This window comes from Kribbella sp. NPDC051586 (assembly GCF_044453965.1).
Lineage (GTDB): Bacteria > Actinomycetota > Actinomycetes > Propionibacteriales > Kribbellaceae > Kribbella.
In genome coordinates this window covers 1,747,876-1,772,396 of the sequence record NZ_JBITDF010000001.1, presented here as the reverse complement: position 1 = coordinate 1,772,396, position 24,521 = coordinate 1,747,876, and the positions used below count along the sequence as shown (strand labels likewise).

Here is a 24,521-nt window from a genome sequence, read left to right as displayed (position 1 = left end):
CAGCGGTACGCCGACGCCGTGTGCAGACGGTGGTTATCGGTGTCGTCGTACTGCTGTCCACCACGATGATCGTGGTGGCAGTGGGGTTGCTGGCCGCCTCGAGCGCTCCTTTCGACAGCGCGTACGCGCGGCAGAGCGGTGCGCACCTGGTGGCGTCGTACGACCCGAGCAAGGTCAGCGACAGCCAGCTGACCAACGCGGCGTCGGCCGCGAAGGCGTCGGCCGGACCGTTCGCGATGGCGACGCTCGATCTGGGCTCCAGTGGGAAGTCCGGCGTACCGCAGTCTCTGGTCACGGTGGGACGCGCGGACCCGGGCGGAGCGGTCGACCGCCTCAACCTGTGGAAGGGGCGCTGGGCGGACAAACCGGGTGAGATCGTACTGAACCGGAATCCCACCGCGTCCGAGGGGCGTGGGGCGCCGACGCTGACGTCGACTGTCGAGGTGGCGGGACAGCGGCTCACGATCGTCGGGTTCGCGTACAGCGTGAGTCAATCGGCGGATGCGTGGGTCACACCGGCACAGATGACGTCGGTGAAGCCGACGGCCACGCAGATGCTCTACCGCTTCGCTCAGGCAGGGACCAATGCGCAGGTGTCCGCCGGTCAGGCTGCTGTGACGGCCGGACTGCCGTCAGGCGCGTTGGTGGGCACACAGTCGTACCTCGGGCTGCGTGCACTCGCTACCGGTGAGCCGAACACGTTTGTGCCGTTCTTGATGGTGTTTGGCTGGCTGGGGCTGGCGGTAGCGGTACTGATCGTGGCGAACGTGGTCAGTGGTGCGGTGGTCGCCGGCTTCAAGCACATCGGCGTACTGAAGGCTCTGGGGTTCACGCCGACACAGGTCATGGCGGTCTACCTGACGATGATCTCCATCCCGGCCATCATCGGGTGTGCGGGCGGGACCGTGCTGGGCAATGTGCTCGCAGAGTCCTTGCTGACAAGGGCCTTCGAGAACTACGGCGCCGACGGCATCACAGTTCCGATCTGGGTAGACGTCGTGGTTGTGCTCGGCGTACCCGTGCTGGTGGCCCTGTCTGCTCTACTGCCTGCGCTGCGAGCGCGGAGTCTGTCGGCGTCCCAGGCCATCAGTGCCGGCAGCGCGCCGCGAGCCGGGCGTGGTCTGCGGGCGCAGCGCTGGCTGAGCGGTACCCGGCTGCCGCGGGCGGTGTCTCTTGGGCTGGGCCTTCCGTTCGCTCGGCCCGCACGTACCGCGTTGACGCTGGCGGCCGTCGTACTCGGGGTCACCAGCGTGACGCTGGCGGTGGGGCTGGGGAAGTCGCTGACGGAGTACCAGACTGCATCAAGTCGGGTCGACGCCGTTGACGTGGCGCTGTTCGCAGCCCCGGAGGACGAGGGACCACCGCCCGGCGACCCTGCTGCACCACCGAGGCCCAAGCTGAGCGATGCGGCGGACGAGGCACTGATCCGGTCTACTCCGGGCGTGACGTCGGTGACAGTGAGCGCGAACCTTCCGATGCGGCTTGCCGGGACCAGTACTGACCTGCAGGTGTCCTTCTATCGCGGGGACTTCGAGCAGGTCGGCTATCGGCTCCTCGAGGGGCGGTGGTTCGACGGTCCGGGGCAGGTGGTCGTGTCACAGCGGTTCCTGCTGCAGCGTGGGCTGGATGTCGGCGACACCATCACTTTGCAGTCACAGGGAAGGAACGTCCGGGCGAAGATCGTCGGGAAGGCGATGTACAACTCGGGTGACGAGGTGCTGTCGAACTGGCAGACCCTGGCGCTGGCGGCGCCGACAGTGCGGGCCTCGCTGTACGAGATCACCGTCAAGCCCGGCACGAACCTGGACGCGTTCGTAGCGGCGGTACAGAAGGGGGACCCGGGGTTGATCGAGACCGACGGGCAGGCTGCGGGCAGCTTCGTGGCGATCGTGCTGGCGACCGTCGTACTGCTCACCCTGATGTTGGGAACTGTGGCTGCGCTGGGCGTCTTCAACACCGTCATCCTCAACACCCGCGAGCGCCGCCGCGACCTCGGCATGCTCAAGTCGATCGGTATGACGCCGTCCCAGGTCACCGTCATGGTCGTCACCTCGATGGCTGCCCTGGGCGCCGTCGGCGGCCTGCTGGGCATCCCGCTCGGCATGCTCGCGCACCGTCTGGTCGTCCCTGCGATGGCCAACGCCGCCCAGGTGGAAATCCCGGCTGCCATGATCGCTGTCTACCCCTGGACCCTCCTGGCGCTCCTGACCCTCGCCGGCATCTTCATCGCCGCCGCCGGCGCCTACCTCCCCGCCCGCACCGCGGCCCACACCACCATCGCCAAAGTCCTCCACAACGAATGAAAACTGTCGGAACGCCTTGATAGGAAGGCGTTCATGAGCGACAGACCGCGATTGGTGGTATCGGTGACGGCCTCGGTGGACGGACGGGTGACCGTCGGCCGAGACCGTCTCCTGCTGTCCGACGAGGCCGGACAGGTGTGGCGATCGTTGTGGCCGGACGGGTTCACGGCGGCGAATGGTGCGCGTACTGCGTTGCTGGAGGAGTTGTATGCGCCGACGGCGATCCTGGAAGGCAGCGGGACGTTCGTCACCGCGGACACCGGTCCATTGGAGTTGCCTCAGGAAACTTGCTCGTACGACGACTTCCTGCCCGATGACGTGGTGAACGATCCGGCGCATCGCAAGTGGTTCACCGTGGTGGACGGTCGTGGGCGGGTGCCGTGGACCGAGAAAGGCGGCGAGGGCATCGACCTGCTGCTTCTCACCTGCCGAGCCACGCCGTCGGCGTACCTGGCTTATCTGCGCCGGAAGAACATCCCGTACCTTGTCGCCGGTGAGAAGCGCGTGGATCTGGATCTTGCGCTACGGCGGATGGGCGAGCGCCTCGGTGTGACCTGTGTCGTGTCTGAGGCCGGTGGCGGGCTGAACGGCGCTCTGCTGCGGGCTGACCTGATCGACGAGCTGCATCTCATCCTCTTTCCGGCCGCGATCGGAGGTGCTGGTGTGCCGTCGGTGTTCGACGGACCTGAGCTCGAGCGTGAGGCGCTCCCGACCCGGCTGCGGCTCTTGTCCAGCAGCACCACGGCCGACGGCGTGGTGAGCCTCCGCTACGAGGTTGTCCGATGACGGAGATGACCGCGGAGCGGGTGCTCGAGTTGCTGGATGCCTTGGCCGGGTTGGAGGTCTGGGTGGATGGCGGGTGGGGCGTGGATGCGCTGGTTGGGCGGCAGACGCGGCCGCATGGGGATCTGGACCTGGGAGTGGCTCGGCCGGAGTTGGATCGGGTGGTGGAGAGGTTGGGTGACCTGGGGTACGACGTCACCGATGCGCGGTACGTGGAGGTCACCGTCCAGCTGACGCACGCTGTGGAAGGACATCGAGTAGATCTGCATCCGAGTACGCCGCTGGCGGGTGGCGGGACCGAGCAGCTCGACTTCGACGGCCACACGCACTTCATCCCGCCGCCAACCTCGGGACGCATCGACGGGCGGCTCGTGCGGTGCATGCCTGCCAGCGCGCAACGGCAGTCCCACCAGGGGTACGAGTTCAGACCGCAGGACCTGCACGATATGGACTTGCTTGATGGGCTTGACTGAGGACATGGATGAGGTGGTGGCTGGAAATCGGGTGGTTTGGGAGCGGGCCTCGGGCAAGCACGTGCGCGAGTACGACGAGTTGCTCGAGGCGGCTCGGGGGGATGGGTTGTTGCTGGAGCGGGAGTTGGAGTTGCTGGCACCCGTGTTGGCTGAGCGGCCGGTCGTGGTGCATCTGCAGAGTGGGCATGGGCTGGATGACGTCGGGCTGGTGAAGGCGGGCGCGGAGCGGGTCGTCGGCATCGACTACAGCTCGGTAGCTGCGGGTGCGGCGCAGCGGCGTGCTGACGAGCTGGGCATGGCTTGTCGCTACGTGGTGGCCGAAGTGCCCGGCGTGCCGGTGCGGGATGCGTCCGCTGACCTCGTCTACACCGGCAAAGGCGCGCTGATCTGGATGCGCGACATCGATGCGTGGGCGCGGGACATCGCGAGAGTACTGCGACCTGGTGGGCGCCTGTTCATGTACGAAGGGCACCCGGCCGTCCCCTTGTGGACCTGGGACAACGACGAACCGCGGATTCGGCCGGACCGCAGCTACTTCGCCGAGTCGCACGTCAACGACACGTTCCCCGGCAACGGCGCCCGCGAATGGCAGTGGAACCTCGGCCAGATCGTCACCGCGATCACCAGAGCCGGCCTGCACCTCGAGGCCCTGGAGGAGTACGCCGAGCCGTTCTGGCGACCGCAGGACGACACGAACGCCGCCGCGTGGTCCGGCCGCCTCCCCAACTCCTACGCCTTGCTGGCCCGCAGCTGACCCCGGACCACCAGGTACCCCGCCGGCAGCAGGAGACGAGCAGACCCAGACGTGTTGTGCCGCTCGAAGAGGTCGATCAGATCATCGCGAAGCGCCGGCCATCTGGCCCCCAACGCCTCGCGAGCAAGCACCACCGGGCCGAACTGCGTGGCGTAGCACTCCACCGCCTCGACGACCGACGGGTGGTGGATCACGCCCCGCGCGGTTGAACCAGCCCTCGGCCACCGCATCGGCGCCACGGAACTCGTTGTGGTCATCGCCGAGCCACAACGCCAGCCTGGCCGGCCGCTCGAACTGGCCACGAGCAGCCGGCCAGGCTCCGCGGGTCAGCGCGGCCCGGTCGGCCGCCAGGAGCTCGTCGTACGTCGGCCGGGTCATGATCCCGACCGTAGTCCCGACGCGCCCCTCAGAGGTACGGCAGGAGCTCTGCCTCCTCGCGGTCCAGATGGGCGTTGAGCTGGGCGATCAACTCGTCGACCTGGGGCAGGACCTCCGGTGTCGGAGTCGCGGCCAGTTGCTCCAGCTCCTCCAGCAGTACGGCGATCTTGTCGTGCTCGGTCTGCAGTACGGCGATCAGGTCGGTCAGCTCGGGGTGCTGCTGGAGCAACGCCGGGAACAGGCCGGTCGACTCGCCGGTGTGGTGGTAGTGCAGGCCCTGGCAGACGGTTAGGCAGTTGATGCGGAGTTGCGCGCCCAGTCCGGCGCCGGATGCGGCGACCTCGCTCCGGATCAGCGAAAGCTCGCGCCGGAACGCCGCGTGGATGACCTTCAAGGCCTCGGCAAAGGACCCGCGCTCGGCGCCCGGTGGTGGCCCCGGGCGCTGGACGAGGGCGACGACCGGGATGGTCCGGGTGGTGCGAGCCTGGTAGTCGCCCCACCCTGGATCGGCCTCGACGAGGCGGGCGAAGACCTCGTCGCGTTCGGCGCCACGCAGTACGACTGCTGTGGCCGGATAGGTGAACAGGCCGAGGTCGACGGTGACCTCGGGCTGGGCGAGGAGGTTGTGGTACCAGGCCGGGTGTCTGGGACTGCCGCCGGCCGAGCCGACGACGAGCACCCGGTCGCGGTCCGGGTAGTACCCCAGGATCGCGGTGCGCGGCTGCCCGGAGCGCGCGCCAGTTGTTGTCAGGAGCAACAACCTTGAGTTCTCGAAGGGCCCGCCGACCTGGCCGGCGTTGGCCCGGAACTCGTCAATGAGCTGTGCGGTGAAATCGTTCAGGATTCGCTTCTCTCGGTGTCGTGGAAAGGAAATGCAGACGGGGAGAGAAACGCCCGGTGGAGCCCGCGCGGCGTTCAGAACGCAGCCGGGACCCCAACTCGTGAATGGCTGGAAGCAGCCGACCCGGCAGTCACGCCGCGATCGTACCCAGGCCGGCCGGTCAACCCAAGCAGGAGACAACGAATCTTCCGGCACGACCTGCCCGCCGGAGCGGGCGACAACCTGCGGGCGACCTCACTCCCCCCGTTCCAGACCTTCGTCGACCGCGAACTCCTCGGCACAACCGACCTCGACCCGATGATCAGGTACGTCGTCAGCGCCCACGTGGGCTGATCGCCTACTGACCGTCGCCACACGCGTGCAATACGTCGTACTTGACCCGGAGTTCGGCAAATCATTTCAAGCAGTAGCGAAAAAACCTCACGAATGCTGTAACGGCGGGCACACTGCGCCGATAAACCGGACGAGTGACCCAGTGGGGGGACTACGTGGGAAGCTCCGGTGTTTCTTCGGGACCACCGCATGTGGAGGGGGCCTCGCAGGTGCTCACCCGGGGCGGGGTGAGCACCTGTTCGAGGATCTAGCCCTTGATTCCCACGTTCGCCATTCCTTCGACGAAGCGTTTCTGGGCGAACACGAACAGCACGATCATCGGCAGCGTCGCCAGCGCCGTACCGGCCATCAGGTACGGCCACTGAATCTCGGCCGGGTTCTGCGAGAAGATCGCCAGCCCGAGCTGCAGCGGACGCATCTCGTCCGACGTCGTGATCATCAGCGGCCAGAGGAACCCGTTCCAGGCCGCCTCGATCTGGAACACCGCGATCGTGATCAGGGCCGGCTTGATCAGCGGGGTCATGATCCGCAGGAAGATCCCGAACTCGCTGAGCCCGTCCACCCGGGCCGCCTGGGCGAGCTCGTCCGGCAGCGACACGTAGAACTGCCGGGCCAGGAACGTGAACAGCGGCGCCGCGCCGAGCGGGATGATCAGGCCCCACCACGAGTTCAGCCACCCGATCCCGCCGTGGCCGAGGATGTTGTTGCCGCCGAACAGCGGGATCGACTTCACGATCATGAACAGCGGCACCAGGATGATCTGGAACGGCACGAGCAGCAGCACGATGAAGTAGTTCAGCAGCGACTTGCCGCCCCGGATCGGCGCCTTGGCCAGCGCGTAGCCGGCCATCGTGCAGACGACGAGCGTGAACGCGGTCTCGCCGACCGCGATGAACAGGCTGTTGCGGAAGTACCGCAGGAACGGCGCGGTGTTCATCGCCTCGACGAAGTTGTGCCAGCGCAGCTCACCGGGCAGCCAGTTGAACTGCTGCACCTCGAGATCGCTCTTGAACGACGTCAGCAGCATCCACAGGAACGGCACGATCATCAGCAGCGCGCCGACGATGAGTACGACGTACAACGCGATCCGCCCCGGCCGGAGCGACGACGGCCGGCGGCTCACGCTCGTACCGGTCGAAGGCAATGCAGCGCTAGTCATTGGTGTCCGCCCTCTGGAGCAGGCGCCCGACTCCGATGAAGGCCGCGATCACGATCATCATGATCACGGTCTCGGCGGACGCATAGCCGAGTTTCAGGTCCTGGAACGCGTTCTGGTAGATGTCGAGCACCAGCACGCGGGTGTCACTGCCGGGTCCGCCGCGCGTCATCACGTACACCAGGTCGAACACCTGGAAGGTGCCGACGATCGACGTGATCAGCACGAAGAACTGCACCGGGCCGAGCGAGGGCCAGGTGACGTTGACGAACCGCTGCCAGCGGCTGGCGCCGTCCAGGTCGGCCGACTCGAGCAGGTCGCGGGATACGCCCTGCAGCGCGGCCAGGTAGATGATGATCTTGGTACCGAGGCCCTGCCAGATGCCGACCACCATCAGCGACGGCAGCGCGGTCGCCGGGTCGGCCAGCCAGCGGTTCGGCGCGAACCCGAACAGGCTGAGGAACCCGTTCGCCAGGCCGGAGCCCGGGTTGTAGATCCACAGCCAGATGGTCGCGATGGCCACGGTCGCGGTCACCGTCGGGATGTAGAACGCGGTCCGGAAGAAGCCGAGGCCGCGGATCTTCTGGTTCAGCCCGACCGCGACCGCGAGGGCGATCGCCATCGAGATCGGGATCACCACGATCGCGTACAGCACCGTGTGCCACAGCGAGGCCAGGAAGTCGACGTCGCGGGCGAGGTCCGCGTAGTTGCCGAACCCGACCCAGGCCCAGGTGTCACCGAAGCTGTAGTTGGTGAGGCTGAGGACCAGGACCGCGACCACCGGGATGACGATGAAGATGCCGGAGTGCAGCAGGGCCGGCGCGAGCAAGGCCCAACCGGTGCGCTTCTGGCCCTTGAGCAGCGTGCCGGTGTCCTTGGCCGTGGGTACCTTGCGCGTGGCGTCCAGTGCTGGACGTTCAAGAGTTGTGCTCATCGTGACTGTCCTGCCAGGTTGTGCAGCACTTTGGCGGGATCCTTCTGACCGAGGACCGCCTGGGTGAGCTGGATGTCGAAGTTGCCACGCATCTCGAGCCAGTTGGACGGCACTTCGTTCTCGTTCGCGGCGTACTGCAGACCGTTCGCGGTGAAGTTGCTCAACGGGTTCGACTGCGCCTGCGGCGAGTTGCCGGCGTCCTTGTAGGCGGGGATCTTCTTGTTCAGCTTGGCGATCGCGTCGAGCGTCGGCTTGTTGACCATGGTCTGGATGAAGGCCCAGGCCGCGTCCTTGTGATGGCTGCGGGAGCCGATCGAGGCCAGGTCACCGCCGACGTACTCGATCTCCTTGCCGCTGTTGAAGCGGAAGAACTCCAGGTCGTCGCAGTTCTTCTTGCCGATGCCCTTGTCCGAGCAGTCGACGGCGCCGTTGACGATGCCCATCGCAGCCTCACCGGTCAGGACCAGCGGCTGCTGGGCCGCGTTGGTCTGCCCGTACGGCTGGACGTTGTTGATCATCGACTTGATCCACAGCAGCGTGTCCAGGCCGGCCTTGTTGTCGAAGTTCGGCTCGCCGCCGACGTACAGCGGGGTGCCGGTCGAGGCGAGGAAGGTGACGAACGACTGCCGGAAACCGGTCGCGGACGCGAGGTCGAAGCCGCTGCGGGTGATGTTGCCGTTCTTGTCCCGTTTGGTCAGCTTCTCGGCCGCGACCTTGATCTCGGCCAGCGACGTCGGCGGCTTGTTCGGGTCGAGGCCCGCCTCGACGAACGCGCTCTTGCGGAGCGCGACCGCGCGGGCGTCGGCGAGCAGCGGGTAGGCGTACAGCTTCTTGTCGTACGTGACCGCCGGGATCAGCGCCGGGGTGCTCTTCTCCTTGATGAAGTCCGGCGTCACGCCGTACTTGCCCAGGTCCTCGAAGATGTTCTTGGAGGCGAACGGCTGGACCCAGCCGACGCCGGTCACCATCACGTCGTACGGGATCCCGGCCGCGATCGAGGTGGCCAGCTTCTCGTTCAGGTTGTTGTACGTCGCGAAGTCCGGCTCGACCTTCATCTTCGGATAGGTCTTGTGGAACTCGTCGACGACGTTCTGGAACGCCTCCCGGCCCTTGGTACTGGGCGGGAAGGACGGGATGAGCACCCGCAGCGTCCCGGTCGCCTCGGCCGGCGGGACGCCGTCCGTGCTCTTGTCGATCACCCCGCTGCCACAACTGCTGACCACCACGCTGAGCGCAGCCGCCAGCAAGGTCAGTCCCACACCACGTCTCACAGGGGAACTCCTTCGCTGCCTGTTTCAGCCGGGGGCCTGCGACCCCTCAAGTGCAGCGAAAGTATGGGAAAGGGCTTTCCTCGTCAATACCTCAGCGCTCGAATGATCACATTCGATCACGATCGGAACCTGACCGATCAGAGTTCCGGCCCACGGACCCAGCGCCTGAACTCACCGGCCGGCACTCAGCGCTGACCCTCCGGCCCCGGCCGCTGAGCACCACTCCCCTGCCGCTGAACCGCCGGCGCAGCCGCCCCCGCACCGCGCGCCCCCTGCCGATCAGCACTCAACCGACTGGCCGACGCCAACGGAGGCCCAGACAACCCGGCCCGAGCCGCTGCCGCAACATCCGGCGGCAACGCAGGAGCCGCCGGTTCGGCCGGAGCCGCCGAGGCAGCCGCGGAGGCGGGAGCAGGTGGGGACGCCGCTGATGCGGCCGATGCCGCGGGGGCCGGAGAGCCCGGCACCGCGGTAGACCCCGCGGGCCCCGGAGAGACTGTGGGCGCCTCGGAGGCCGCGGGAGAGCGGGGGTCGTTGCCACGGTCAGACTGGGTGGTGCGGCCCTGCTCGGCGCTGGTGCCACGCTGCACCTGTTCGCCTGGCGCGGGCATCTGCCATTGCTTCTTCAGCCGGCTGATCACCTTGGACCCCTCGGCGGCAGCTTGAACACCGACGGTGTGGCGCGCGTTGGCATCCGCGTCCTTCGGCAGCTTCGACACCTTGCTGAACTCGGTGCCCATCGCTCTGGCTATCTGTCCGACGGCTTGCTCCCGCTGCTCGGCCGGGATCAGCCCAGGCAGCTTGCTGTTGTCGTACATGGCCTCGGCTGCCACCCGGAACTTCTGGTCGGCGGGTACGACGGCAAGCTTGCCGATCAGTTCGTCGCGCGGTACGCCGGACTGACGCCCGACTATCTCTGCAAAGCCCTCGACCGCGGGAGTGAACTCCTTGTAGACCATCGGGGACTTGACGTTCTTGATCCCCGGCGCGACCTGGTCGACTCCGAGCTCGTCGATGTAGGCGTCCAACCGCTGATGCGCGTAGAGCTCGGTCACGCCCTCCTCCAACTGGCGTACGCCAGGGCCGTTGGCCATCGCGGCGTACGACTGCGAATGCTCCCGGCCCTCCGATGCCAGCAGGTGCACGTTCTCGTGCAGGACGACCCGGATCGCGTCGCGGTACCTCCGCAGCTCGGACTTGTCCTGGTTGTGCACCCGCGCGTTCCGGAACATGTCCTGGAGCGGCTCGTCCACGTGACGTGGGTTGTACGAGATCGAGTTGTCCCAGTTCGCGGTGCCGCCGAGCTCACTCGGGCTTGGGATCGGCGTACCGAAGCGTCCGTTCCAGGATGAATGGTTCGCACCCGAGACCTGCACAGCGGCTTTCGCCTGCTCGCGCATCAGCTCCCGGAAGCTGGTGACCTTCATCGCATCAGCCGCAAAGCACCGATCAGCATCTGGAGCGTGTGCTCGAGGGCTCCGATCTCGCGTTGCTCGTCCGGAGTGCCGTTGGCCGCGATGCGCGACAGTGCCCGGACAGCTTCCTCTGCCCGGGCCAGGCGCTCGGCCACGGTGCCTTCGTTCCGGTCGCCTTCGGCGAACGCTTCACGGGCCTGCAGGATGATCTCGGAGGGAGGCTCACCAGGCTCGCGGGCGATGATGTCCTCGATTCCCGCAAGTACCGAGTCGGCCAGGTGGCGGTCGTCCTCGTCGTCGATCTGTTCGGCCAGCGCGCGGAGACGCGGGATCTCCGCGGTCAGGTCGGTGTCGCGCCGGCCCTCGATGATGCTGTCGGCGACGCGTTTGTACTCGACTTCGAACTCGGCGTACTCCACGTGCGCTTCTCCCCAGATCCGGTGCAATGCTCCAAATTTACCCGGCGGTGCCGCAGGAGGTGCGGATGTTGAGGGTGGGGAGGAGGCTGAGGTGCTGGATGGGGGCGGTGGGGGACTGGACTTTGCGGAGGAGGAGGTCGCAGGCGGTTTCGCCTAGGGCTCGGCGGGCCGGGGAGATCGCGGTGAGGGGTACGACGGCGAGGGAGGCGGTGACGTCGTTGTAGGCGATGACGGCGAGGTCCTCGGGGACGCGGAGGCCTAGCTCCATCGCGCGCTCGACCAGGCGGGCGCCGTGCTCGTCGGAGTGGACCAGGACGGCGCGGCTGCCGAACGACTCGCACTCGGCGAGGAACGCGTCGAGCTGCGTCACGGCGCCGGGGTCGTCGCCGCGCATCGGGAGGTCGACGGGCGACAGGAAGACCTCCACGCCGAGCGCCTTCGCGGCCGTCTCGATGCCGCGGCGGAGCCAGTACGCCGTGACCGTGGCCTGCAGGTTGATCGCGATCCGGCGATGGCCGAGTGCGACGAAATGGCGCAGCGCCAGCATCGCGCCGTACGCGTGATCGGTGCGGACGTGGTCGTACTCGCGGGCCACATGCGGGAACCCGAACGCCCGCTCCATCAGCACCACGGGTACGTCGATGTCGTCGAGCCTGGTGTCGAGCCGCTCCGCATCGCCGTCGCCGAGCGCGGTGCTGATCAGGAGGCCCGCGACCCCGATCCCGAGGACCTTGTCGATCCGGTCCCGCTCCATCGCCACGTCGTACCCGGAGACGCCGAGGACCAGGCGCGCGCCGTACCGGTCGGCCATCGCCTCGGCGCCGCGGATCACGTCGGAGTAGTACGACGCGGCGCTCGGGACGATGATGCCGATCGTCAGCTGACTGCCGCGGGTGCCCTGGTCGGCGGTCTGGGTGCCGATCGCGCCGCCGTGCACGCGGCGGAGCAGGCCGGCCGAGTCCAGTTCGGCCAGGTCCCGGCGTACTGTGATCGCGGAGACGCCCAGCTCGGCCACCAGATCGGCCACCCGGAGCCGGCCGTGCCGCCGCAGGCTCCGCAGGATCAGCTCGTGGCGCTCCTGTGCAAGCATGCGGTCCCCTGATCTTCGCGTGATTGTTCGTGATCATACGATCAAGGCACGCCCGGACGGAACGAGGAGACGATCGGTGGCTGTTCCCCCTGCTGACGGCGGCGCCGGCCGGACCACCACGGTGCTGGCGAAGCTGTCGGTCGTCGGCGACCTGCTGATGCTGCAGCTGGTGTTCGTGGTCATCAGCCTGGGCATCCTCACCCTCTTCCCCGCCGCCTTCGCGATGCAGCGGGTGCTGCCGGACGCGATCAGCCAAGACAAGCCGAAGCTGATGCGGCGGTTCTTCAGGGAGTTCCGCTGGGCGATGAAGCGCTTCTGGCTGTCCGGCTTCGGGCTGTACGCCGGTGCGGTGCTGCTCGCGTTCGGCATCTCGTTCTGGGCGTTCGCCAGCGGTCCGATGCGCGTTTTCGCCCTCGTCGTGCTAATTCCGCTGACCGGGATGATCCTCGGGCTCTATCTGAGCGGCCTGGCCGTGCTGCCCGAGGCGGCTGCGGACGCCACCATGAAGACGGTGTTCCGGTCCGCCAACCTGTTCCTGCTGCGTCGGCCGATGCCCGTGGCCGGCGGGGTCGTCGTACTGCTCACCTGGTTCGCTCTGGCGTCACAGGTGCCCACACTGCTCGTCGTCGGGTCCGGACTGGTGCCGGCCCTGACGGCGTACATGCTGTCGCGGAAGCCTCGCGAAAAAACTTCTGACGACGTGTCAATCTGAGCTCCTCCAGTTCGACGTATGGGTGTAAGGCCACCAACGACGAACTGCAAGGAGACCCCAAGATGTACGCGACGACCGACACCCTGGCGACTTCGCCGGCCACGCAGGGCGGCCGCTCGCGCTGGCTGGCTCTGTACACCCTCTGCGCGGGCATGTTGATGATCGTGCTCGACGTGACCGTGGTGAACGTGGCGCTGCCGGCCATCCAGGACGACCTCGGCTTCTCCAGCTCCTCGCTGGCCTGGGTCGTGAACGCCTACCTGATCGCCTTCGGCGGCCTGCTCCTGCTGGCCGGCCGGCTCGGCGACCTCCTCGGCCGGCGGAACGTCTTCACCGCCGGACTGATCGTTTTCACCGCCGCCTCCGTACTGTGCGGCCTGGCGCGGACCCAGGAGCTGCTCGTCATCGCCCGGTTCGTCCAGGGCGTCGGCGGTGCGCTGACCTCCGCCGTGATCCTCGGCATGATCGTGACGCTGTTCCCCGAGCCGCGGGAGCAGGCCAAGGCGATCGGCGTCTACGCGTTCGTCGCCTCCGCCGGTGGCTCGATCGGACTGCTGGCCGGTGGCGTCCTGACGCAGGCGATCAGCTGGCACTGGATCTTCTTCGTGAACCTGCCGCTCGGCGTGCTGACCGCCGCACTCGCGGTGAAGCTGATCGAGAAGGACAAGGGCCTGGGAATCGGCAAGGGCACCGACGTACCGGGTGCGGTGCTGATCACCGCGGCGCTGATGGTCGGCGTGTTCACGATCGTCAAGCCGGCTGCCGAGCTTGGCTGGACCGCTCCGCGGACGCTGACGCTGGCTGCGGTGACTCTGGTACTGCTGGCCGGATTCGTCGCCCGTGAGGCGACCGCCGCCAACCCGCTGGTCCCGCTGCGGATCTTCCGCTCCCGGACGCTGACCGGTGCGAACCTGATCCAGGCGCTGTCCAGCTCCGGGATGTTCGGCATCTTCTTCCTGGGTTCGCTGTACCTGCAGCGCGTGCTCGGGTACGACGCTCTGCAGATCGGACTGGCCTTCCTGCCGACCACCGTGGTGATGGGGCTGCTGTCGGTGAAGTACTCCGAGAAGCTGGTCATGCGGTTCGGCCCGCGCCGCCCGCTGATCGTCGGACTGTCCCTGATCGTGGTCGGACTGGCGCTCTTCACCCAGGCGCCGGTCGGCGGCAACTACTTCGTCCACGTCCTGCCGGTGCTCGCGCTGCTCGGCCTGGGCGGCGGCATCTGCTTCCCGGCTCTGATGGGCCTGTCGATGTCGGACGTGAAGCCCGAGGACGCCGGCCTGGCCTCCGGTCTGATCGGCACCATGGGCGAGGTGGGCGCCGCCCTCGGCCTGGCCATCCTGGCCACCCTGTCCGCCACCCGCACCGCCGGCGCTACCACCAAGTCCCCGCTGGAGGCCCTGACCACCGGCTACCACTTCTCCTTCGGGGTAGCGGCCGCCATCGTCGCTGCCGCGGTGGTCGTCGCCATCACGGTGATGCGTCCGGCCAAGCAGCCGGTCGCGGTCGAGTCCGACGAGGACGAGCTCCTGCTCGAAGCCGCCTGACCTGCAGTACGACGAACTCCCCGGTGACCACGCCCTGGTCCCGGGGAGTTTGTCGTACTCAGGGCACGTCGACCTCGCGGACCTCAGCCAGCGGAGTGCGCAGTACGTCGAGTGCGCGTGCGAACAGGTTGATGATCGCGAACGGGACCAGCAGGGCGGAGAAGCAGAGCACACCGACTGTGGCGCCGAGGGCGTCCGCGAGGACACCGACCAGGATCATGCCCAGCCAGACCAGTGACTGCGCTGAGAAGTTCGCGACCGATCCGACGCGGCCGACGTACGCATCGGGGACCAGACTGGCCACGTACGCCTCCCAGACCGACACGGTAGGGACGGACGCGAAGACGAACAGCGCCGCCGCCACGGTGATCTGCCACGGCTCCGGAGCGACTGCGGCGAGCGCCAGCGTCATCACGTACACCCATCCGCCGATCAGGAACACCGTGCGGGGCCTGACCCGGCGCAGGATCCAGCCGGCGACCACCGCGCCGATCAGCCCTCCGACGAGGACGATCGAGTTGGTGAAGCCGACGGTCCGGGGTCCTGCGCCACGGTCCCTGAGCAGCACGATCAGCAGGAGCAGGAACGAGTTGCCGACCATGTTCGTGACCGCGACCCAGAGCATCGAGTAGCGCAGGAACGGTTCGCGGCGTACGACGCGCAGCCCGGCGCGGACGTCGGCCAGGAAGCTGGGCTTCTGCTCACCGGGTGCGGCGCGATCCGGACCGAGCGGCCGCCGGATGAGGGCCGAGAAGAACGAGCCGAGCAGGAAGGTGACCGCGTCGAACCCGAACGGCAACCAGCGGGCCGCCGTGTAGAGGATGGCGGACAGTGGCGATGCGATGAGCTGCGCCGCCTGGTGGAGTCCTTGCTCCTGGGCAGCTCGCGCGGCGAACTGCTCCCTTGGCACGATCCGGCGCAGCGCCGGGAGCTCTGCACCCGACAGGACGCCGGACAAGAGACCGTTGACCAAGCCGATGCCGCCGAGCAGGAGCAGTCGAACGTGACCCGATGCGACCGACACGGCGACGCCGGCCATCAGGATCGCCTGTACCAGCGGTACGACGACCAGGATCAACCGCCTGCTGACCCGATCGGCGAGGGCACCGCCCCACAAGGTGGTGATCAGTCCACCGATCCGCCCGGCCGCGCCGATCACCCCCGCGGCCGCGACCGACCCGGCGCCGAACACCACGAGCAGCGGGAAGGCAACCAGCGTGACGTTGCTCCCCAGCACGGAGAGCGCAGTACCGGTCCACCAGCTCAGGTAGTCCCGATTCCGCCACAACGATGACGAGCCGGAAGCCATCCCCGCATGCTCGCACCACTCGGGTCCAAGCCTCGCCTACACCTGAAGGCGGGCCCGTTGACGGACGGCGCCTACGGGTTGTCCACAGGCGGGGGTGGGACGGGTTTCGGGGTGGGGGGTGGGATGGGGAAGGATATGGAGCCCGGCCGGGGCAGAATGTTCGGCGGGTTTGTCGGTAGAGGGGAAGCGGACAGTGGTGGTGCAGTCGATCGAGCAGCGGATCGCCGGGGAACTGGAGGTCGGCGAGAACCAGGTGCGGGCGGCGGTGGCGCTGCTGGACGAAGGGTCGACGGTCCCGTTCATCGCGCGGTACCGCAAAGAAGTCACCGGGATGCTGGACGACGCGCAGCTGCGCTCGCTCGAGGAGCGGCTGCGGTATCTGCGTGAGCTGGAGGAGCGCCGGCAGACCGTGCTCGAGTCGATCGAGAGCCAGGGCAAGCTCGACGACGCGCTGAAGGAGCAGATCCTCGCCGCGGACACCAAGTCCCGGCTCGAGGACATCTACCTCCCGTTCAAGCCGAAGCGCCGGACCAAGGCCATGATCGCCCGGGAGAACGGTCTCGAGCCGCTCGCCGACGGCCTGATGGCCGACCCGGACGTCGAGCCGTTCGCCGCGGCCGCGGTGTTCGTGAACGCCGAGGTGCCCGACCCGCAGGCCGCCCTCGACGGCGCCCGCGCGATCCTGGTCGAGCGGTTCGCCGAGGACGCCGACCTGATCGGTGACCTGCGCGAGCGGCTCTGGTCCCAGGGCCGGCTGGCGTCCGCCGTCCGCGAGGGCAAGGAGACCGACGGCGCGAAGTTCTCGGACTACTTCGACTTCGACGAGCCGTTCACGAAGATGCCGTCGCACCGGATCCTCGCGCTGTTCCGCGGCGAGAAGGAGGACGTGCTGACGGTCTCCGTCGAGCCGCTGCCCGCGGGCGTGGAGGTCGACGGACCGACGGAGTACGAGACGACCATCGCCCGCAAGGTCGGCATCGAGAACCAGGGCCGCCCGGCCGACAAGTGGCTGGTCGAGACGGTCCGCTGGGCCTGGCGGACGAAGATCCTGGTGCACCTCGGCATCGACCTGCGGATGCGGCTGCGGCAGGTCGCCGAGGACGAGGCGATCCGGGTGTTCGCGGCCAACCTGCGCGACCTGCTGCTGGCCGCTCCGGCCGGCACCCGCGCGACGATGGGCCTCGACCCGGGCTTCCGCACCGGCGTGAAGGTCGCTGTCGTCGACGCCACCGGCAAGGTGGTCAACACCGGCGTCATCTACCCGCACGTCCCGCAGAACCAGTGGGACAAGTCGATCGCCACCCTGGCCGCGCTCGCGGCCGCGCACGACGTCGACCTGATTGCCATCGGCAACGGTACGGCGTCGCGCGAGACGGACAAGCTGGCCGCCGAGCTGATCGCCAAGCACCCCGAGCTCAAGCTCACCAAGGCCGTGGTCAGCGAGGCGGGCGCGTCGGTGTACTCCGCGTCGGCGTTCGCGTCGCAGGAGCTGCCAGGGATGGACGTGTCGCTGCGCGGCGCGGTCTCGATCGCCCGCCGGCTGCAGGACCCGCTGGCCGAGCTGGTGAAGATCGACCCGAAGTCGATCGGCGTCGGCCAGTACCAGCACGACCTCCCGGAGAACTCGCTGTCCCGCTCGCTCGACGCGGTCGTCGAGGACTGTGTGAACGCGGTCGGCGTCGACCTCAACACCGCGTCCGCGCCGCTGCTCACCCGGGTCTCCGGCATCACGCCAGGGCTGGCGGACAACATCGTCCAGCACCGCGACGTCAACGGCCCGTTCAAGTCGCGTACGGCGCTGCGCGAGGTCGCGCGTCTCGGCCCGAAGGCGTTCGAGCAGGCGGCCGGGTTCCTCCGGATCCCCGACGGCGACGACCCGCTCGACACGTCCAGCGTGCACCCGGAGTCGTACCCGGTCGTACGGCGGATCCTCGACGCGACCGGCTCGGACGTGAAGTCGCTGATCGGGTCGTCGGAGCTGAAGCGGCTGAAGGCGGCCGACTTCGTCGACGACATGTTCGGGCTGCCGACCGTCACGGACATCCTGGCCGAGCTGGAGAAGCCGGGGCGTGACCCGCGGCCGGCGTTCAAGACCGCGGTGTTCGCCGAGGGCGTGGACAAGATCGCCGACCTGAGGCCGGGGATGACGCTCGAGGGCCAGGTCACCAACGTGGCCGCGTTCGGGGCGTTCATCGACATCGGCGTCCACCAGGACGGGCTGGCGCACGTTTCCGCATTGTCGAAGAACTTCGTCAAGGACCCCCGCGAGGTGGTCAAGCCCGGTGACATCGTCAAGGTCAAGGTGCTCGAGGTCGACATCCCGCGCCAGCGCATCTCACTCACTCTCCGTCTTGACGACGAGCCAGGCGCCGGATCAGGTCGCCCGGGCGACCGCGGCTCCCGGCCGGCAGGCAACCAGGGCGGACGCGGACAAGGCCGCGGCCAGGGCGGGCAAGGCCGTGGACCAGGCGGCTCAGGCGGCTCAGGCGGCTCAGGCGGCTCAGGCGGCTCAGGCGGCGCGGGCGGCCAGGACGGTCGCGGTGGCCAAGGTGGGCGCGGCGGCCAGGATGGTCAAGGCGGTCGTGGTGGACAGGGCGGCCAGGGCGGTCGTGGTGGACAGGGCGGGCGCGGCGGGAATCGCGGTCAGGGCGGTCAGGGCGGTCAAGGCGGTCAAGGACGAGGCGGCAAGCAGTCCGAGACGCCGATGGACGAGACCTCGCTCGCCGACGCGTTCCGTAAGGCAGGCTTCACGGTCCGTTGATGTCGAAGGGTGACGACCGGGTCCGACGTACCAGGTGAACCCCAACGAGGAGGAGTCTGATGCGCGACCTGATCGTCACCCAGAACATCACTGTCGACGGTGTGATCGAGGCAGGTGACTGGTTCGGACCCGCGGACGGCGGGCCGGAGGTGCTCCGAGCGCTGCGCGAGCAGATGGCGCGGGCGGACGCGTTCCTGACCGGTCGTGTGACGTTCGAGCAACTGCGCGGCTACTGGCCCGCGCAGACGGACGACCCGACCGGCGTCTCGGAGTACCTCAACCAGGTCCAGAAGTACGTCCTGAGCTCGACGCTGCGCGATCCGGGATGGCAGCCGACCACGATCCTCAGCGGTCTGGACGAGGTACGCCGCCTGAAGGACGCCCCCGGCAAAGACATCGTCTGCACCGGCAGCATCGACGTCACCCACCAACTGATCATGGCTGGGCTTGTCGACGAGTACCGGCTGTTCGTCTACCCGTCGGTGGTCGCCGAGGGTCGCCGGCTGTTCCCTGACGGCTCACCGCAGTCGCTGACGTTGAGCGACTGCACGTCGTTCCCGAGCGGCGTTGCCCTTCTCACGTACCGCCGGACGGCCTGACGGGTCACTCCGCCATCTCGTAGCCGGCGGTCTCGACAGCTGTGCGGATCGCGGCTGCATCGACAGGTCGATCGCTGACCAACGAGACCGTCCCGGTCGGCAGGTCCACCGTGACCGACTCGACGCCGGGGATCGTCCCGAGTTCCTCGGTGACGAAACCGACGCAGTGGCCGCAGGTCATTCCGAGCACGCGGAAGGTCGTCATGCCGCGGTCACATTGCGCGTGGCTTGGGTGGTCCGGCGGATCCGGCCGTCCGGGGCGAGTTCGCCGAACAGGTAGACCTCGGTCGAGATCGTCCGTCCACGGCGCAGCTCGGCGTGGATCGTGAACCGAGCCGCCAGCCGGTCGTCGGTCCGGATCGCCTCGTGGACGTCGTACGAGCAGGAGACCAGGTTCTTCCGGACCGGGCCGAGGTGATCGATTAGTCGCTGCCGGTCGAGGGTGATGCCGTCGGCGATCTGCTCGATGTCGGGCGTGTAGTACCGGTCCACGACCATGGCGGCGTCATCGCCCGCGACGACCTCCCGGGTGAACGATTCGAAGAAGTCCGCGACGAACTCCCGTGCGCTTAACTCTGACATACTGTCAAAGATAAGCAGATCCGTTAAACTTGACAAGGTGTCAGAGAACAAGCCGGTACGTCGGCGCCGCCGCGCTGATGCGGACCGGAGTCGTACGGCGATCCTCGCGGCGGCGGTCGCCCTGCTGGACGAGCAGCCCGACGCGAGCCTGGAACGCATCGCGGAAGCGGCAAGCGTCACCAGGCAGACCGTGTACGCGCACTTCTCGTCCCGCGACGTCCTACTGAATGCCGTCCTCGATGAGCTGACCCGGGAGACCCTGCAGGCGATCGACGCCCTCGAGCTGGACGAAGGCCCGGCGCTGGACAAGCTGTTGCAGTTGATCAACCTGAGCTGGCGCGCCTTCGAACAGCACCCTCTACTGCTGCACGTACCGCAAACGTCCGGTTCAGCTGAGCGGCACGATCCGGTGGTCCAGCGGTTCGCCCGCTTGATTCGCCGCGGTCAACGCGCAGGCGAGATCACCCGCGAGCTCCCCGTCGACTGGTTGACCACGTCGCTGATCGCTTTGGGCCACGCCGCCGGTGAGTCCGCAGCCACAGGCCGCCTCGCCACCAGAACCGCCAGCAAGACCCTCAACACCACCATCACCCGACTCCTGCAGCCCTGACCACCGCACGCACCGACCGCCGCGGCGGAGAGGCGTCAGCGTAGGTCGGACAAGTGGCCGCCTGGGTCGCCGAGGTGTACGGCGGTGGCTCGTGGTGCGTAGCCGAGGCGGCGGTAGACGCGGTCCGCGCCGTCGTCGCCCGGCGTGAGCCAGGCCAGCGTGGCGCCGCCCAGCTCGAAGGACTTCAGCGTTGCGTACGCCGTCGCGATCGCACCGAGACCGCGGCGCCGGTGGCTGTGGATCGTGCCGACGCCCGCGACCTCCGACACCTCGTCCGCAACCGCCGTCCACGCCGCTGTAGCCGCCGGTACGCCGTCAACGTGCACGAGGACCGCGCCGCCATCGGCCGGATCCGGCTTGTACGGGAAGTCGGCGCTGTCCATCTCGTACGCCTCCGCGCCCACCGCATTCGCCACGGCCTGCTCCTCCGCGGACGCGACGACCGACACCGTCGTACCGTCCGGAAGATCGGGAACGATCAGCTCGGCCGGCTCGACCACCAGCAACGGCAGCCGCGACACGATCGTCATCCCGTTCGCCTCGAGCGCCTCAGCCAGACCGGCGCTCGCCTCGTCGACGAACTCCGCGTGCACCCACCGCCCCTCGGCCGCGAAGGCCTGCCGGATCGTGTCGATCGCCCACGGAATCTCCTCCGGATCGAACGCCTGCCCAGGCTCGGCCGCGAGTACGGCGGACAGGTACCAGGCGTCGTCGTCGTGCAACATGCCGGCCAACGGCCCGGCGATCACCTGTCGCCTCGAGCGCGCCGAACCGGTCAACTGAGCCGCGGCGATCCGCGCACCGATCTCCATGACCGGACCTTACGGTGCGGCGATCACAGCGCGCGACCGGGTTGCGCGAGCAGGAGCAGGTCGAGGAACCGGCTCAGGTCGGCCTCGCTCGGCGGGCGGCCCAGCAAGACTGCGAGCGAGTCGAGCGCCGCGACCAGATCGCGGCGCGTGGCCGCGCGTGACCGGCCGCCGGCAACCGCGGCGACAACCGAGTCGACCCGATCGGACCCGGACACCAACTCCGCTCCGGCCGACGGCAGCGGGGGCGGCTCCTCCTCCCCGATCCGCACCTCGAGCTGCGCCCCCAGCGCCGTCGCGAGCCGATCCAGCGCGGCCACGGTCGGATTACCCCGGCCGTTCTCCAGATTCGCGATGTACGGCACGGACAGACCGGCGTCGACGGCCACCGACGCGATGGTCCGACCGGCCGCCTTGCGACGGTCGCGCAGTACTTCGCCCAACTCCATGGGCACTATCTTCACAGAACACTCTTGCCGATGTCTATTCCTTGAGGATAGATTGCCGCGTCGTGAGAGATTTCCGCAGACTCTGGTTCAGCGGCGCGGTGTCGGGCATCGGGTCCTGGCTGCTGGTCGTGGCGATCCCGTTCTACGTGTTCGCGTTGACCGGGTCGGCAGTGGCCACGGGACTGACCCTCGCGCTGGAAGCCCTTCCAGCGTTGACGATCGGGCCCTGGGCCGGCGTACTGCTGGACCGCTGGGACCTCGCGCGGGCGATGTGGATCGCGGACCTCGCCGGCGCGGCCGCGGTCGGAGTGATTCTGTTCGCCGACCGGGATCACGTCTGGCTGATCTACCTCGCGATCCTGCTCGAGAACACCGCCACCACCGTCTTCCGGCCCGCAGCCCGCGCCCTGATCCCGGCCGTCGTCGGAACCGGCAGCGAACTCGCGAAAGCCAACGCGATCAACGCCGTCACCAGCAGCGCGATCCGGCTGGCCGCACCGCCGCTCGGTGCGCTCCTGCTGGCCGGCCCCGGGATCAAGTTCGTCCTCGTCGTCGACATCGTCAGCTACTTGTTGTCGGCAGCAACGATCGCGACCGTCCGCACGCGCCGCCACGCGACCACCGGAGTACCACCGCGACCCTTCGAGGGACTCCGCGCCGTGATCAGCCATCGAGCGCTCCGCGGCATCCTGATCGGCCAGACGGTCTTCCTCACCGCGAACGCGGGACTGACCGCACTCCTCGTGCCGTTCACCGTCGGTCGCCTTCACGCCCCCGGGTACGTCGTCGGCTACCTGATCTCCGGCCTCGGAGCCGGATACCTCGTCGGCGCCTCCTTGAGTACGAAGGCCGCCCGGCTCCTGGGCACCCGCGAGATCCTGACCCTCACCCAGTTCGTCACCGCCTTGGCGTACTTCGCCCTGTTCAACGCCCCCAGCGTCCCGCTAGCCATCGCCGCCGCGGTCCTGATCGGCCTGCCGGGAAGCATTCTGCTGATCACAGTGGAAACCACGATCCAGCGGTCGGCACCAACCGCGGTGCTGGCCAGCGTCGGCGCGCTCTTCTTCGCGGCGGACTCACTCGCCCTGCTGATCGGCGCACTCGCCGCCCCGGCGATGACGCTGGTCCTCGACCTGCCCCTCACGCTCAACGTCATCGCGGCGACCGCCGTCTGCGCGGCAACCCTTACCCTGATCGTCCTGCCGCGCCACCCGGCGAGCTTCACCCGGAAATCCGGTGTGTGAGCACGCAAATGCAAGCGGTTAGCAGGACGTCATATGTTTCTCGCCGAATCAAATAGCCCCGGGCGTCGCCGAATCGTTATCGGCACATTGCTGCAACCATTCTTGACATGGATTCCCGGTGCCACGGGTACTGGTCAGAGAGGCCGTTGACCTGCGGATTCGTAGGGTTTCCCTACTCTGCGTTAGGCCTCTGTAAAGGTCCCTTCCAAACTGTTCCGGAGGGGCCCGTCGATGTTGTGTTCTTTACTCAGCACCGGACAAAGCCGTCCGGCGCACACCAAACACTGTCGAAGGAACCGCGATGACCGAGACGCTCGAGACCCCCGCAACGCACCGTCGGGTGCGGGTCTGGTTCGGCGGTCACCCGATCGCGGACCACACCACGAGCGTGGAGCAGGCAGGTCAGTACGAGGAAGCCATGCGCCGGCGGTTCGCCTCCCTCCGGGTGACGAGCGAGCCGGTGCTGGTGGACGCGGCAGGACGATGACCACCCGGCCGACGCTGCTCGGGTATGTACGGGCCGACGCGCTGAGCTGCGCGGAGGAGCTGGCCGCGGCGACCGATTCACTCGCCGCATTCGCCAGCGCGGAGGGCTTCACCCTCGGCACCGTCTACACCGAGCGCGATGCGGCCGAGTCAGCTGCCTTCCACGCATTGCTCGACGAAGTGAAGCGGTCCGACGTCCGCGCGGTCGTCGTACCGACGATGAACCACCTCGGCATCGGCGCGACTCCGGCCGAGCTGCGGCAGCACCTCGAGTTCCACCAGGCGCAGGTCTGGGCGGTCGACCCGAGGGTGACAACTCCATAGACAAGCGGAGCTGACGTCTTGACCCCTGCATCGGCGTCGGTTCCGCTCTCCACCTCCACAGCTGCACCGGGGATGCCCGGGCGGTAGTGGACCAACAAGGCCCCACCGGCTGCTACCGGTGGGGCCTTGCCCATGTCGCGACGCGCTCAGGAAACGATCGTGTAGCCGTACCGCTTCATCACCGCGGCGACCGAGGTGTTGAAGATCCCGGTCACCTCCAGCTTGAAGTGCAGTTGCACCTTCCGGATCACTCGCTGGAAGTGCAGGTGCCACGGCACGCCCGCCGGCGGGACGGTCTCGGCCTTGCTGATCGCGCCGACCCGCGGATGCGCCGCCCAGGCGATCACCCTGGCCCGGTCCGCGCCCCACACGCCGGTCATCGCGTCGTGCGTCCGCGCGTACGCCATCGCGGCGAGCGAGATCGTCGAGTCCGGCACCGGCTGCTTCGGCGGGTGTGCCTTCAGGTACAGCTCCCAGGTCATCCCGTAGTACCCGGGCGGCCCGTCGTCCTTGCCGCGGTTCGCCAGGCCGTTGAGCTTGCGGTGGTACTCCGTGACCTGGACCGCCGCGCCGCGGGACAGGTCCTTGTCGCCGACCGCGATCGCGTGCACGTGGTACGGCCAGTTGCCCTGCGCCGGTGTCCGGATCCAGGCGGCGAACCCGACCGCGCGCATCGCCTTCACCACCGCGACCCGCTGGGCGGCGCTCTTGGTCCGTACGTCGATGTCGACCGCGCCGCCGCCGTCGTGCGTGCCGGCCGACGCCTCCACGCCGCCCTTGTTGTACGACCCCTGCAGGATCGCGAACTTCGACTTGTACAGCTGCTCGGCGGCCTCGACCATCGCCACGGTCCGCCGGTTCATCGTCACCCCGCGCCAGGAAATCCTTGCCTCAGGCATCTTTTTCCCCGGTCGCCGGGCCGAGGATCAGCTCCGCGTC

Annotated in this window: 26 protein-coding genes; 12 read left to right on the top strand and 14 right to left on the bottom strand. The window is 68.1% G+C overall.

Annotation, left to right across the window (positions count from 1 at the left end; translation table 11 throughout):
- Positions 1–20 precede the first annotated feature (20 nt).
- The 4 genes from ACIA58_RS08870 to ACIA58_RS08855 are packed head-to-tail and all read left to right on the top strand — an operon-like array spanning position 21 to position 4,313.
- On the top strand, positions 21–2,303 hold the full coding sequence (locus tag ACIA58_RS08870) for an FtsX-like permease family protein (protein ID WP_396403010.1): 2,283 nt from the start codon (positions 21–23) through the stop codon (positions 2,301–2,303).
- Positions 2,304–2,336: 33 nt separating this feature from the next.
- A complete protein-coding gene (locus ACIA58_RS08865) occupies positions 2,337–3,089 on the top strand; it encodes a RibD family protein (RefSeq protein ID WP_396403009.1) in 753 nt (250 codons plus the stop codon).
- Positions 3,086–3,559, top strand: a complete 474-nt coding sequence (locus ACIA58_RS08860) for a nucleotidyltransferase domain-containing protein (RefSeq protein ID WP_396403008.1) — start codon at positions 3,086–3,088, stop codon at positions 3,557–3,559. The genes ACIA58_RS08865 and ACIA58_RS08860 overlap by 4 nt, the downstream gene beginning before the upstream one ends.
- 4 nt (positions 3,560–3,563) lie before the next feature.
- On the top strand, positions 3,564–4,313 hold the full coding sequence (locus tag ACIA58_RS08855; RefSeq protein WP_396403007.1) for a class I SAM-dependent methyltransferase: 750 nt from the start codon (positions 3,564–3,566) through the stop codon (positions 4,311–4,313).
- Between the two features lie 81 nt (positions 4,314–4,394).
- Here the strand turns inward: ACIA58_RS08855 and ACIA58_RS08850 are convergent, their stop codons facing one another.
- The 8 genes from ACIA58_RS08850 to ACIA58_RS08815 form a co-directional block, all read right to left on the bottom strand.
- On the bottom strand, positions 4,395–4,691 hold the full coding sequence (locus ACIA58_RS08850) for a hypothetical protein (RefSeq protein WP_396403006.1): 297 nt from the start codon (positions 4,689–4,691) through the stop codon (positions 4,395–4,397).
- Positions 4,692–4,719: 28 nt separating this feature from the next.
- A complete protein-coding gene (locus ACIA58_RS08845; RefSeq protein WP_396403323.1) occupies positions 4,720–5,508 on the bottom strand; it encodes a nitroreductase/quinone reductase family protein in 789 nt (262 codons plus the stop codon).
- A gap of 604 nt (positions 5,509–6,112) precedes the next feature.
- On the bottom strand, positions 6,113–7,024 hold the full coding sequence (locus ACIA58_RS08840; protein ID WP_396403005.1) for a carbohydrate ABC transporter permease: 912 nt from the start codon (positions 7,022–7,024) through the stop codon (positions 6,113–6,115).
- On the bottom strand, positions 7,017–7,955 hold the full coding sequence (locus ACIA58_RS08835; RefSeq protein WP_396403004.1) for a carbohydrate ABC transporter permease: 939 nt from the start codon (positions 7,953–7,955) through the stop codon (positions 7,017–7,019). The genes ACIA58_RS08840 and ACIA58_RS08835 overlap by 8 nt, the downstream gene beginning before the upstream one ends.
- Positions 7,952–9,226: an extracellular solute-binding protein gene (locus ACIA58_RS08830; RefSeq protein ID WP_396403003.1), complete on the bottom strand. Its 1,275-nt coding sequence runs from the start codon at positions 9,224–9,226 to the stop codon at positions 7,952–7,954. Before ACIA58_RS08830 ends, ACIA58_RS08835 begins: the two co-directional genes overlap by 4 nt.
- Before the next feature lie 185 nt (positions 9,227–9,411).
- Entirely contained in the window at positions 9,412–10,653 is a 1,242-nt protein-coding gene (locus ACIA58_RS08825; protein ID WP_396403002.1) for a hypothetical protein, read from the bottom strand.
- A complete protein-coding gene (locus tag ACIA58_RS08820) occupies positions 10,650–11,060 on the bottom strand; it encodes a hypothetical protein (RefSeq protein WP_396403001.1) in 411 nt (136 codons plus the stop codon). Before ACIA58_RS08820 ends, ACIA58_RS08825 begins: the two co-directional genes overlap by 4 nt.
- 37 nt (positions 11,061–11,097) lie before the next feature.
- The gene (locus ACIA58_RS08815; RefSeq protein WP_396403000.1) at positions 11,098–12,150 is read right to left on the bottom strand and encodes a substrate-binding domain-containing protein; all 1,053 of its coding nucleotides are present in this window, start codon (positions 12,148–12,150) and stop codon (positions 11,098–11,100) included.
- Positions 12,151–12,226: 76 nt separating this feature from the next.
- Between ACIA58_RS08815 and ACIA58_RS08810 the strand changes: the two genes are divergently transcribed.
- Together ACIA58_RS08810 and ACIA58_RS08805 are read left to right on the top strand one after the other, a co-directional pair.
- Positions 12,227–12,862, top strand: a complete 636-nt coding sequence (locus ACIA58_RS08810) for a DUF624 domain-containing protein (protein ID WP_396402999.1) — start codon at positions 12,227–12,229, stop codon at positions 12,860–12,862.
- Positions 12,863–12,924: 62 nt separating this feature from the next.
- The gene (locus ACIA58_RS08805) at positions 12,925–14,409 is read left to right on the top strand and encodes a DHA2 family efflux MFS transporter permease subunit (RefSeq protein ID WP_396402998.1); all 1,485 of its coding nucleotides are present in this window, start codon (positions 12,925–12,927) and stop codon (positions 14,407–14,409) included.
- A 58-nt stretch (positions 14,410–14,467) separates the two neighbouring features.
- Here the strand turns inward: ACIA58_RS08805 and ACIA58_RS08800 are convergent, their stop codons facing one another.
- Positions 14,468–15,718: an MFS transporter gene (locus ACIA58_RS08800; RefSeq protein WP_396402997.1), complete on the bottom strand. Its 1,251-nt coding sequence runs from the start codon at positions 15,716–15,718 to the stop codon at positions 14,468–14,470.
- Between the two features lie 196 nt (positions 15,719–15,914).
- On the opposite strand from ACIA58_RS08800, the gene ACIA58_RS08795 reads away from it, so the two are divergent.
- Together ACIA58_RS08795 and ACIA58_RS08790 are read left to right on the top strand one after the other, a co-directional pair.
- Entirely contained in the window at positions 15,915–18,479 is a 2,565-nt protein-coding gene (locus ACIA58_RS08795; protein ID WP_396402996.1) for a Tex family protein, read from the top strand.
- A 59-nt stretch (positions 18,480–18,538) separates the two neighbouring features.
- Positions 18,539–19,078, top strand: coding sequence for a dihydrofolate reductase family protein (locus ACIA58_RS08790; RefSeq protein WP_396402995.1), 540 nt, complete (start codon positions 18,539–18,541; stop codon positions 19,076–19,078).
- A 4-nt stretch (positions 19,079–19,082) separates the two neighbouring features.
- On the opposite strand, the gene ACIA58_RS08785 is transcribed toward ACIA58_RS08790, so the two are convergent.
- Complete coding sequence (locus tag ACIA58_RS08785; protein ID WP_396402994.1) at positions 19,083–19,283, bottom strand: heavy-metal-associated domain-containing protein; 201 nt, start codon at positions 19,281–19,283, stop codon at positions 19,083–19,085.
- Positions 19,280–19,660 (bottom strand): nuclear transport factor 2 family protein, encoded by a 381-nt coding sequence (locus ACIA58_RS08780; protein WP_396402993.1) that lies wholly within the window; start codon positions 19,658–19,660, stop codon positions 19,280–19,282. The genes ACIA58_RS08785 and ACIA58_RS08780 overlap by 4 nt, the downstream gene beginning before the upstream one ends.
- Positions 19,661–19,697: 37 nt before the next feature.
- Between ACIA58_RS08780 and ACIA58_RS08775 the strand changes: the two genes are divergently transcribed.
- Complete coding sequence (locus ACIA58_RS08775; protein WP_396402992.1) at positions 19,698–20,270, top strand: TetR/AcrR family transcriptional regulator; 573 nt, start codon at positions 19,698–19,700, stop codon at positions 20,268–20,270.
- 35 nt (positions 20,271–20,305) lie between these two features.
- Here the strand turns inward: ACIA58_RS08775 and ACIA58_RS08770 are convergent, their stop codons facing one another.
- Together ACIA58_RS08770 and ACIA58_RS08765 are read right to left on the bottom strand one after the other, a co-directional pair.
- Entirely contained in the window at positions 20,306–21,082 is a 777-nt protein-coding gene (locus ACIA58_RS08770; RefSeq protein ID WP_396402991.1) for a GNAT family N-acetyltransferase, read from the bottom strand.
- 23 nt (positions 21,083–21,105) lie between these two features.
- Positions 21,106–21,543: a helix-turn-helix domain-containing protein gene (locus tag ACIA58_RS08765; RefSeq protein ID WP_396402990.1), complete on the bottom strand. Its 438-nt coding sequence runs from the start codon at positions 21,541–21,543 to the stop codon at positions 21,106–21,108.
- Positions 21,544–21,590: 47 nt separating this feature from the next.
- Here ACIA58_RS08765 and ACIA58_RS08760 point away from each other — a divergent pair, with 47 nt between their 5' ends.
- The 3 genes from ACIA58_RS08760 to ACIA58_RS08750 all read left to right on the top strand — a co-directional run bounded on the left by ACIA58_RS08760 (position 21,591) and on the right by ACIA58_RS08750 (position 23,582).
- A complete protein-coding gene (locus ACIA58_RS08760) occupies positions 21,591–22,772 on the top strand; it encodes an MFS transporter (RefSeq protein WP_396402989.1) in 1,182 nt (393 codons plus the stop codon).
- Between the two features lie 301 nt (positions 22,773–23,073).
- On the top strand, positions 23,074–23,259 hold the full coding sequence (locus ACIA58_RS08755; protein ID WP_396402988.1) for a hypothetical protein: 186 nt from the start codon (positions 23,074–23,076) through the stop codon (positions 23,257–23,259).
- A complete protein-coding gene (locus ACIA58_RS08750) occupies positions 23,256–23,582 on the top strand; it encodes a hypothetical protein (RefSeq protein ID WP_396402987.1) in 327 nt (108 codons plus the stop codon). The genes ACIA58_RS08755 and ACIA58_RS08750 overlap by 4 nt, the downstream gene beginning before the upstream one ends.
- Positions 23,583–23,728: 146 nt before the next feature.
- On the opposite strand, the gene ACIA58_RS08745 is transcribed toward ACIA58_RS08750, so the two are convergent.
- A complete protein-coding gene (locus tag ACIA58_RS08745) occupies positions 23,729–24,481 on the bottom strand; it encodes a hypothetical protein (RefSeq protein WP_396402986.1) in 753 nt (250 codons plus the stop codon).
- Positions 24,482–24,521: the final 40 nt, after the last annotated feature.

What these genes read in the sequence shown, in the direction of transcription:
- ACIA58_RS08865 (WP_396403009.1), top strand. Translation starts at nt 2,337, where the DNA reads ATGAGCGACAGACCGCGATTGGTGGTATCGGTGACGGCCTCGGTGGAC.
- ACIA58_RS08770 (WP_396402991.1), bottom strand. Translation starts at nt 21,082, where the DNA reads ATGGAGATCGGTGCGCGGATCGCCGCGGCTCAGTTGACCGGTTCGGCG.
- ACIA58_RS08815 (WP_396403000.1), bottom strand. Translation starts at nt 12,150, where the DNA reads ATGCTTGCACAGGAGCGCCACGAGCTGATCCTGCGGAGCCTGCGGCGG.
- ACIA58_RS08805 (WP_396402998.1), top strand. Translation starts at nt 12,925, where the DNA reads ATGTACGCGACGACCGACACCCTGGCGACTTCGCCGGCCACGCAGGGC.
- ACIA58_RS08790 (WP_396402995.1), top strand. Translation starts at nt 18,539, where the DNA reads ATGCGCGACCTGATCGTCACCCAGAACATCACTGTCGACGGTGTGATC.
- ACIA58_RS08860 (WP_396403008.1), top strand. Translation starts at nt 3,086, where the DNA reads ATGACGGAGATGACCGCGGAGCGGGTGCTCGAGTTGCTGGATGCCTTG.
- ACIA58_RS08825 (WP_396403002.1), bottom strand. Translation starts at nt 10,653, where the DNA reads ATGAAGGTCACCAGCTTCCGGGAGCTGATGCGCGAGCAGGCGAAAGCC.
- ACIA58_RS08840 (WP_396403005.1), bottom strand. Translation starts at nt 7,024, where the DNA reads ATGACTAGCGCTGCATTGCCTTCGACCGGTACGAGCGTGAGCCGCCGG.
- ACIA58_RS08850 (WP_396403006.1), bottom strand. Translation starts at nt 4,691, where the DNA reads ATGACCCGGCCGACGTACGACGAGCTCCTGGCGGCCGACCGGGCCGCG.
- ACIA58_RS08755 (WP_396402988.1), top strand. Translation starts at nt 23,074, where the DNA reads ATGACCGAGACGCTCGAGACCCCCGCAACGCACCGTCGGGTGCGGGTC.
- ACIA58_RS08750 (WP_396402987.1), top strand. Translation starts at nt 23,256, where the DNA reads ATGACCACCCGGCCGACGCTGCTCGGGTATGTACGGGCCGACGCGCTG.
- ACIA58_RS08835 (WP_396403004.1), bottom strand. Translation starts at nt 7,955, where the DNA reads ATGAGCACAACTCTTGAACGTCCAGCACTGGACGCCACGCGCAAGGTA.
- ACIA58_RS08745 (WP_396402986.1), bottom strand. Translation starts at nt 24,481, where the DNA reads ATGCCTGAGGCAAGGATTTCCTGGCGCGGGGTGACGATGAACCGGCGG.
- ACIA58_RS08780 (WP_396402993.1), bottom strand. Translation starts at nt 19,660, where the DNA reads ATGTCAGAGTTAAGCGCACGGGAGTTCGTCGCGGACTTCTTCGAATCG.
- ACIA58_RS08800 (WP_396402997.1), bottom strand. Translation starts at nt 15,718, where the DNA reads ATGGCTTCCGGCTCGTCATCGTTGTGGCGGAATCGGGACTACCTGAGC.
- ACIA58_RS08785 (WP_396402994.1), bottom strand. Translation starts at nt 19,283, where the DNA reads ATGACGACCTTCCGCGTGCTCGGAATGACCTGCGGCCACTGCGTCGGT.
- ACIA58_RS08855 (WP_396403007.1), top strand. Translation starts at nt 3,564, where the DNA reads ATGGATGAGGTGGTGGCTGGAAATCGGGTGGTTTGGGAGCGGGCCTCG.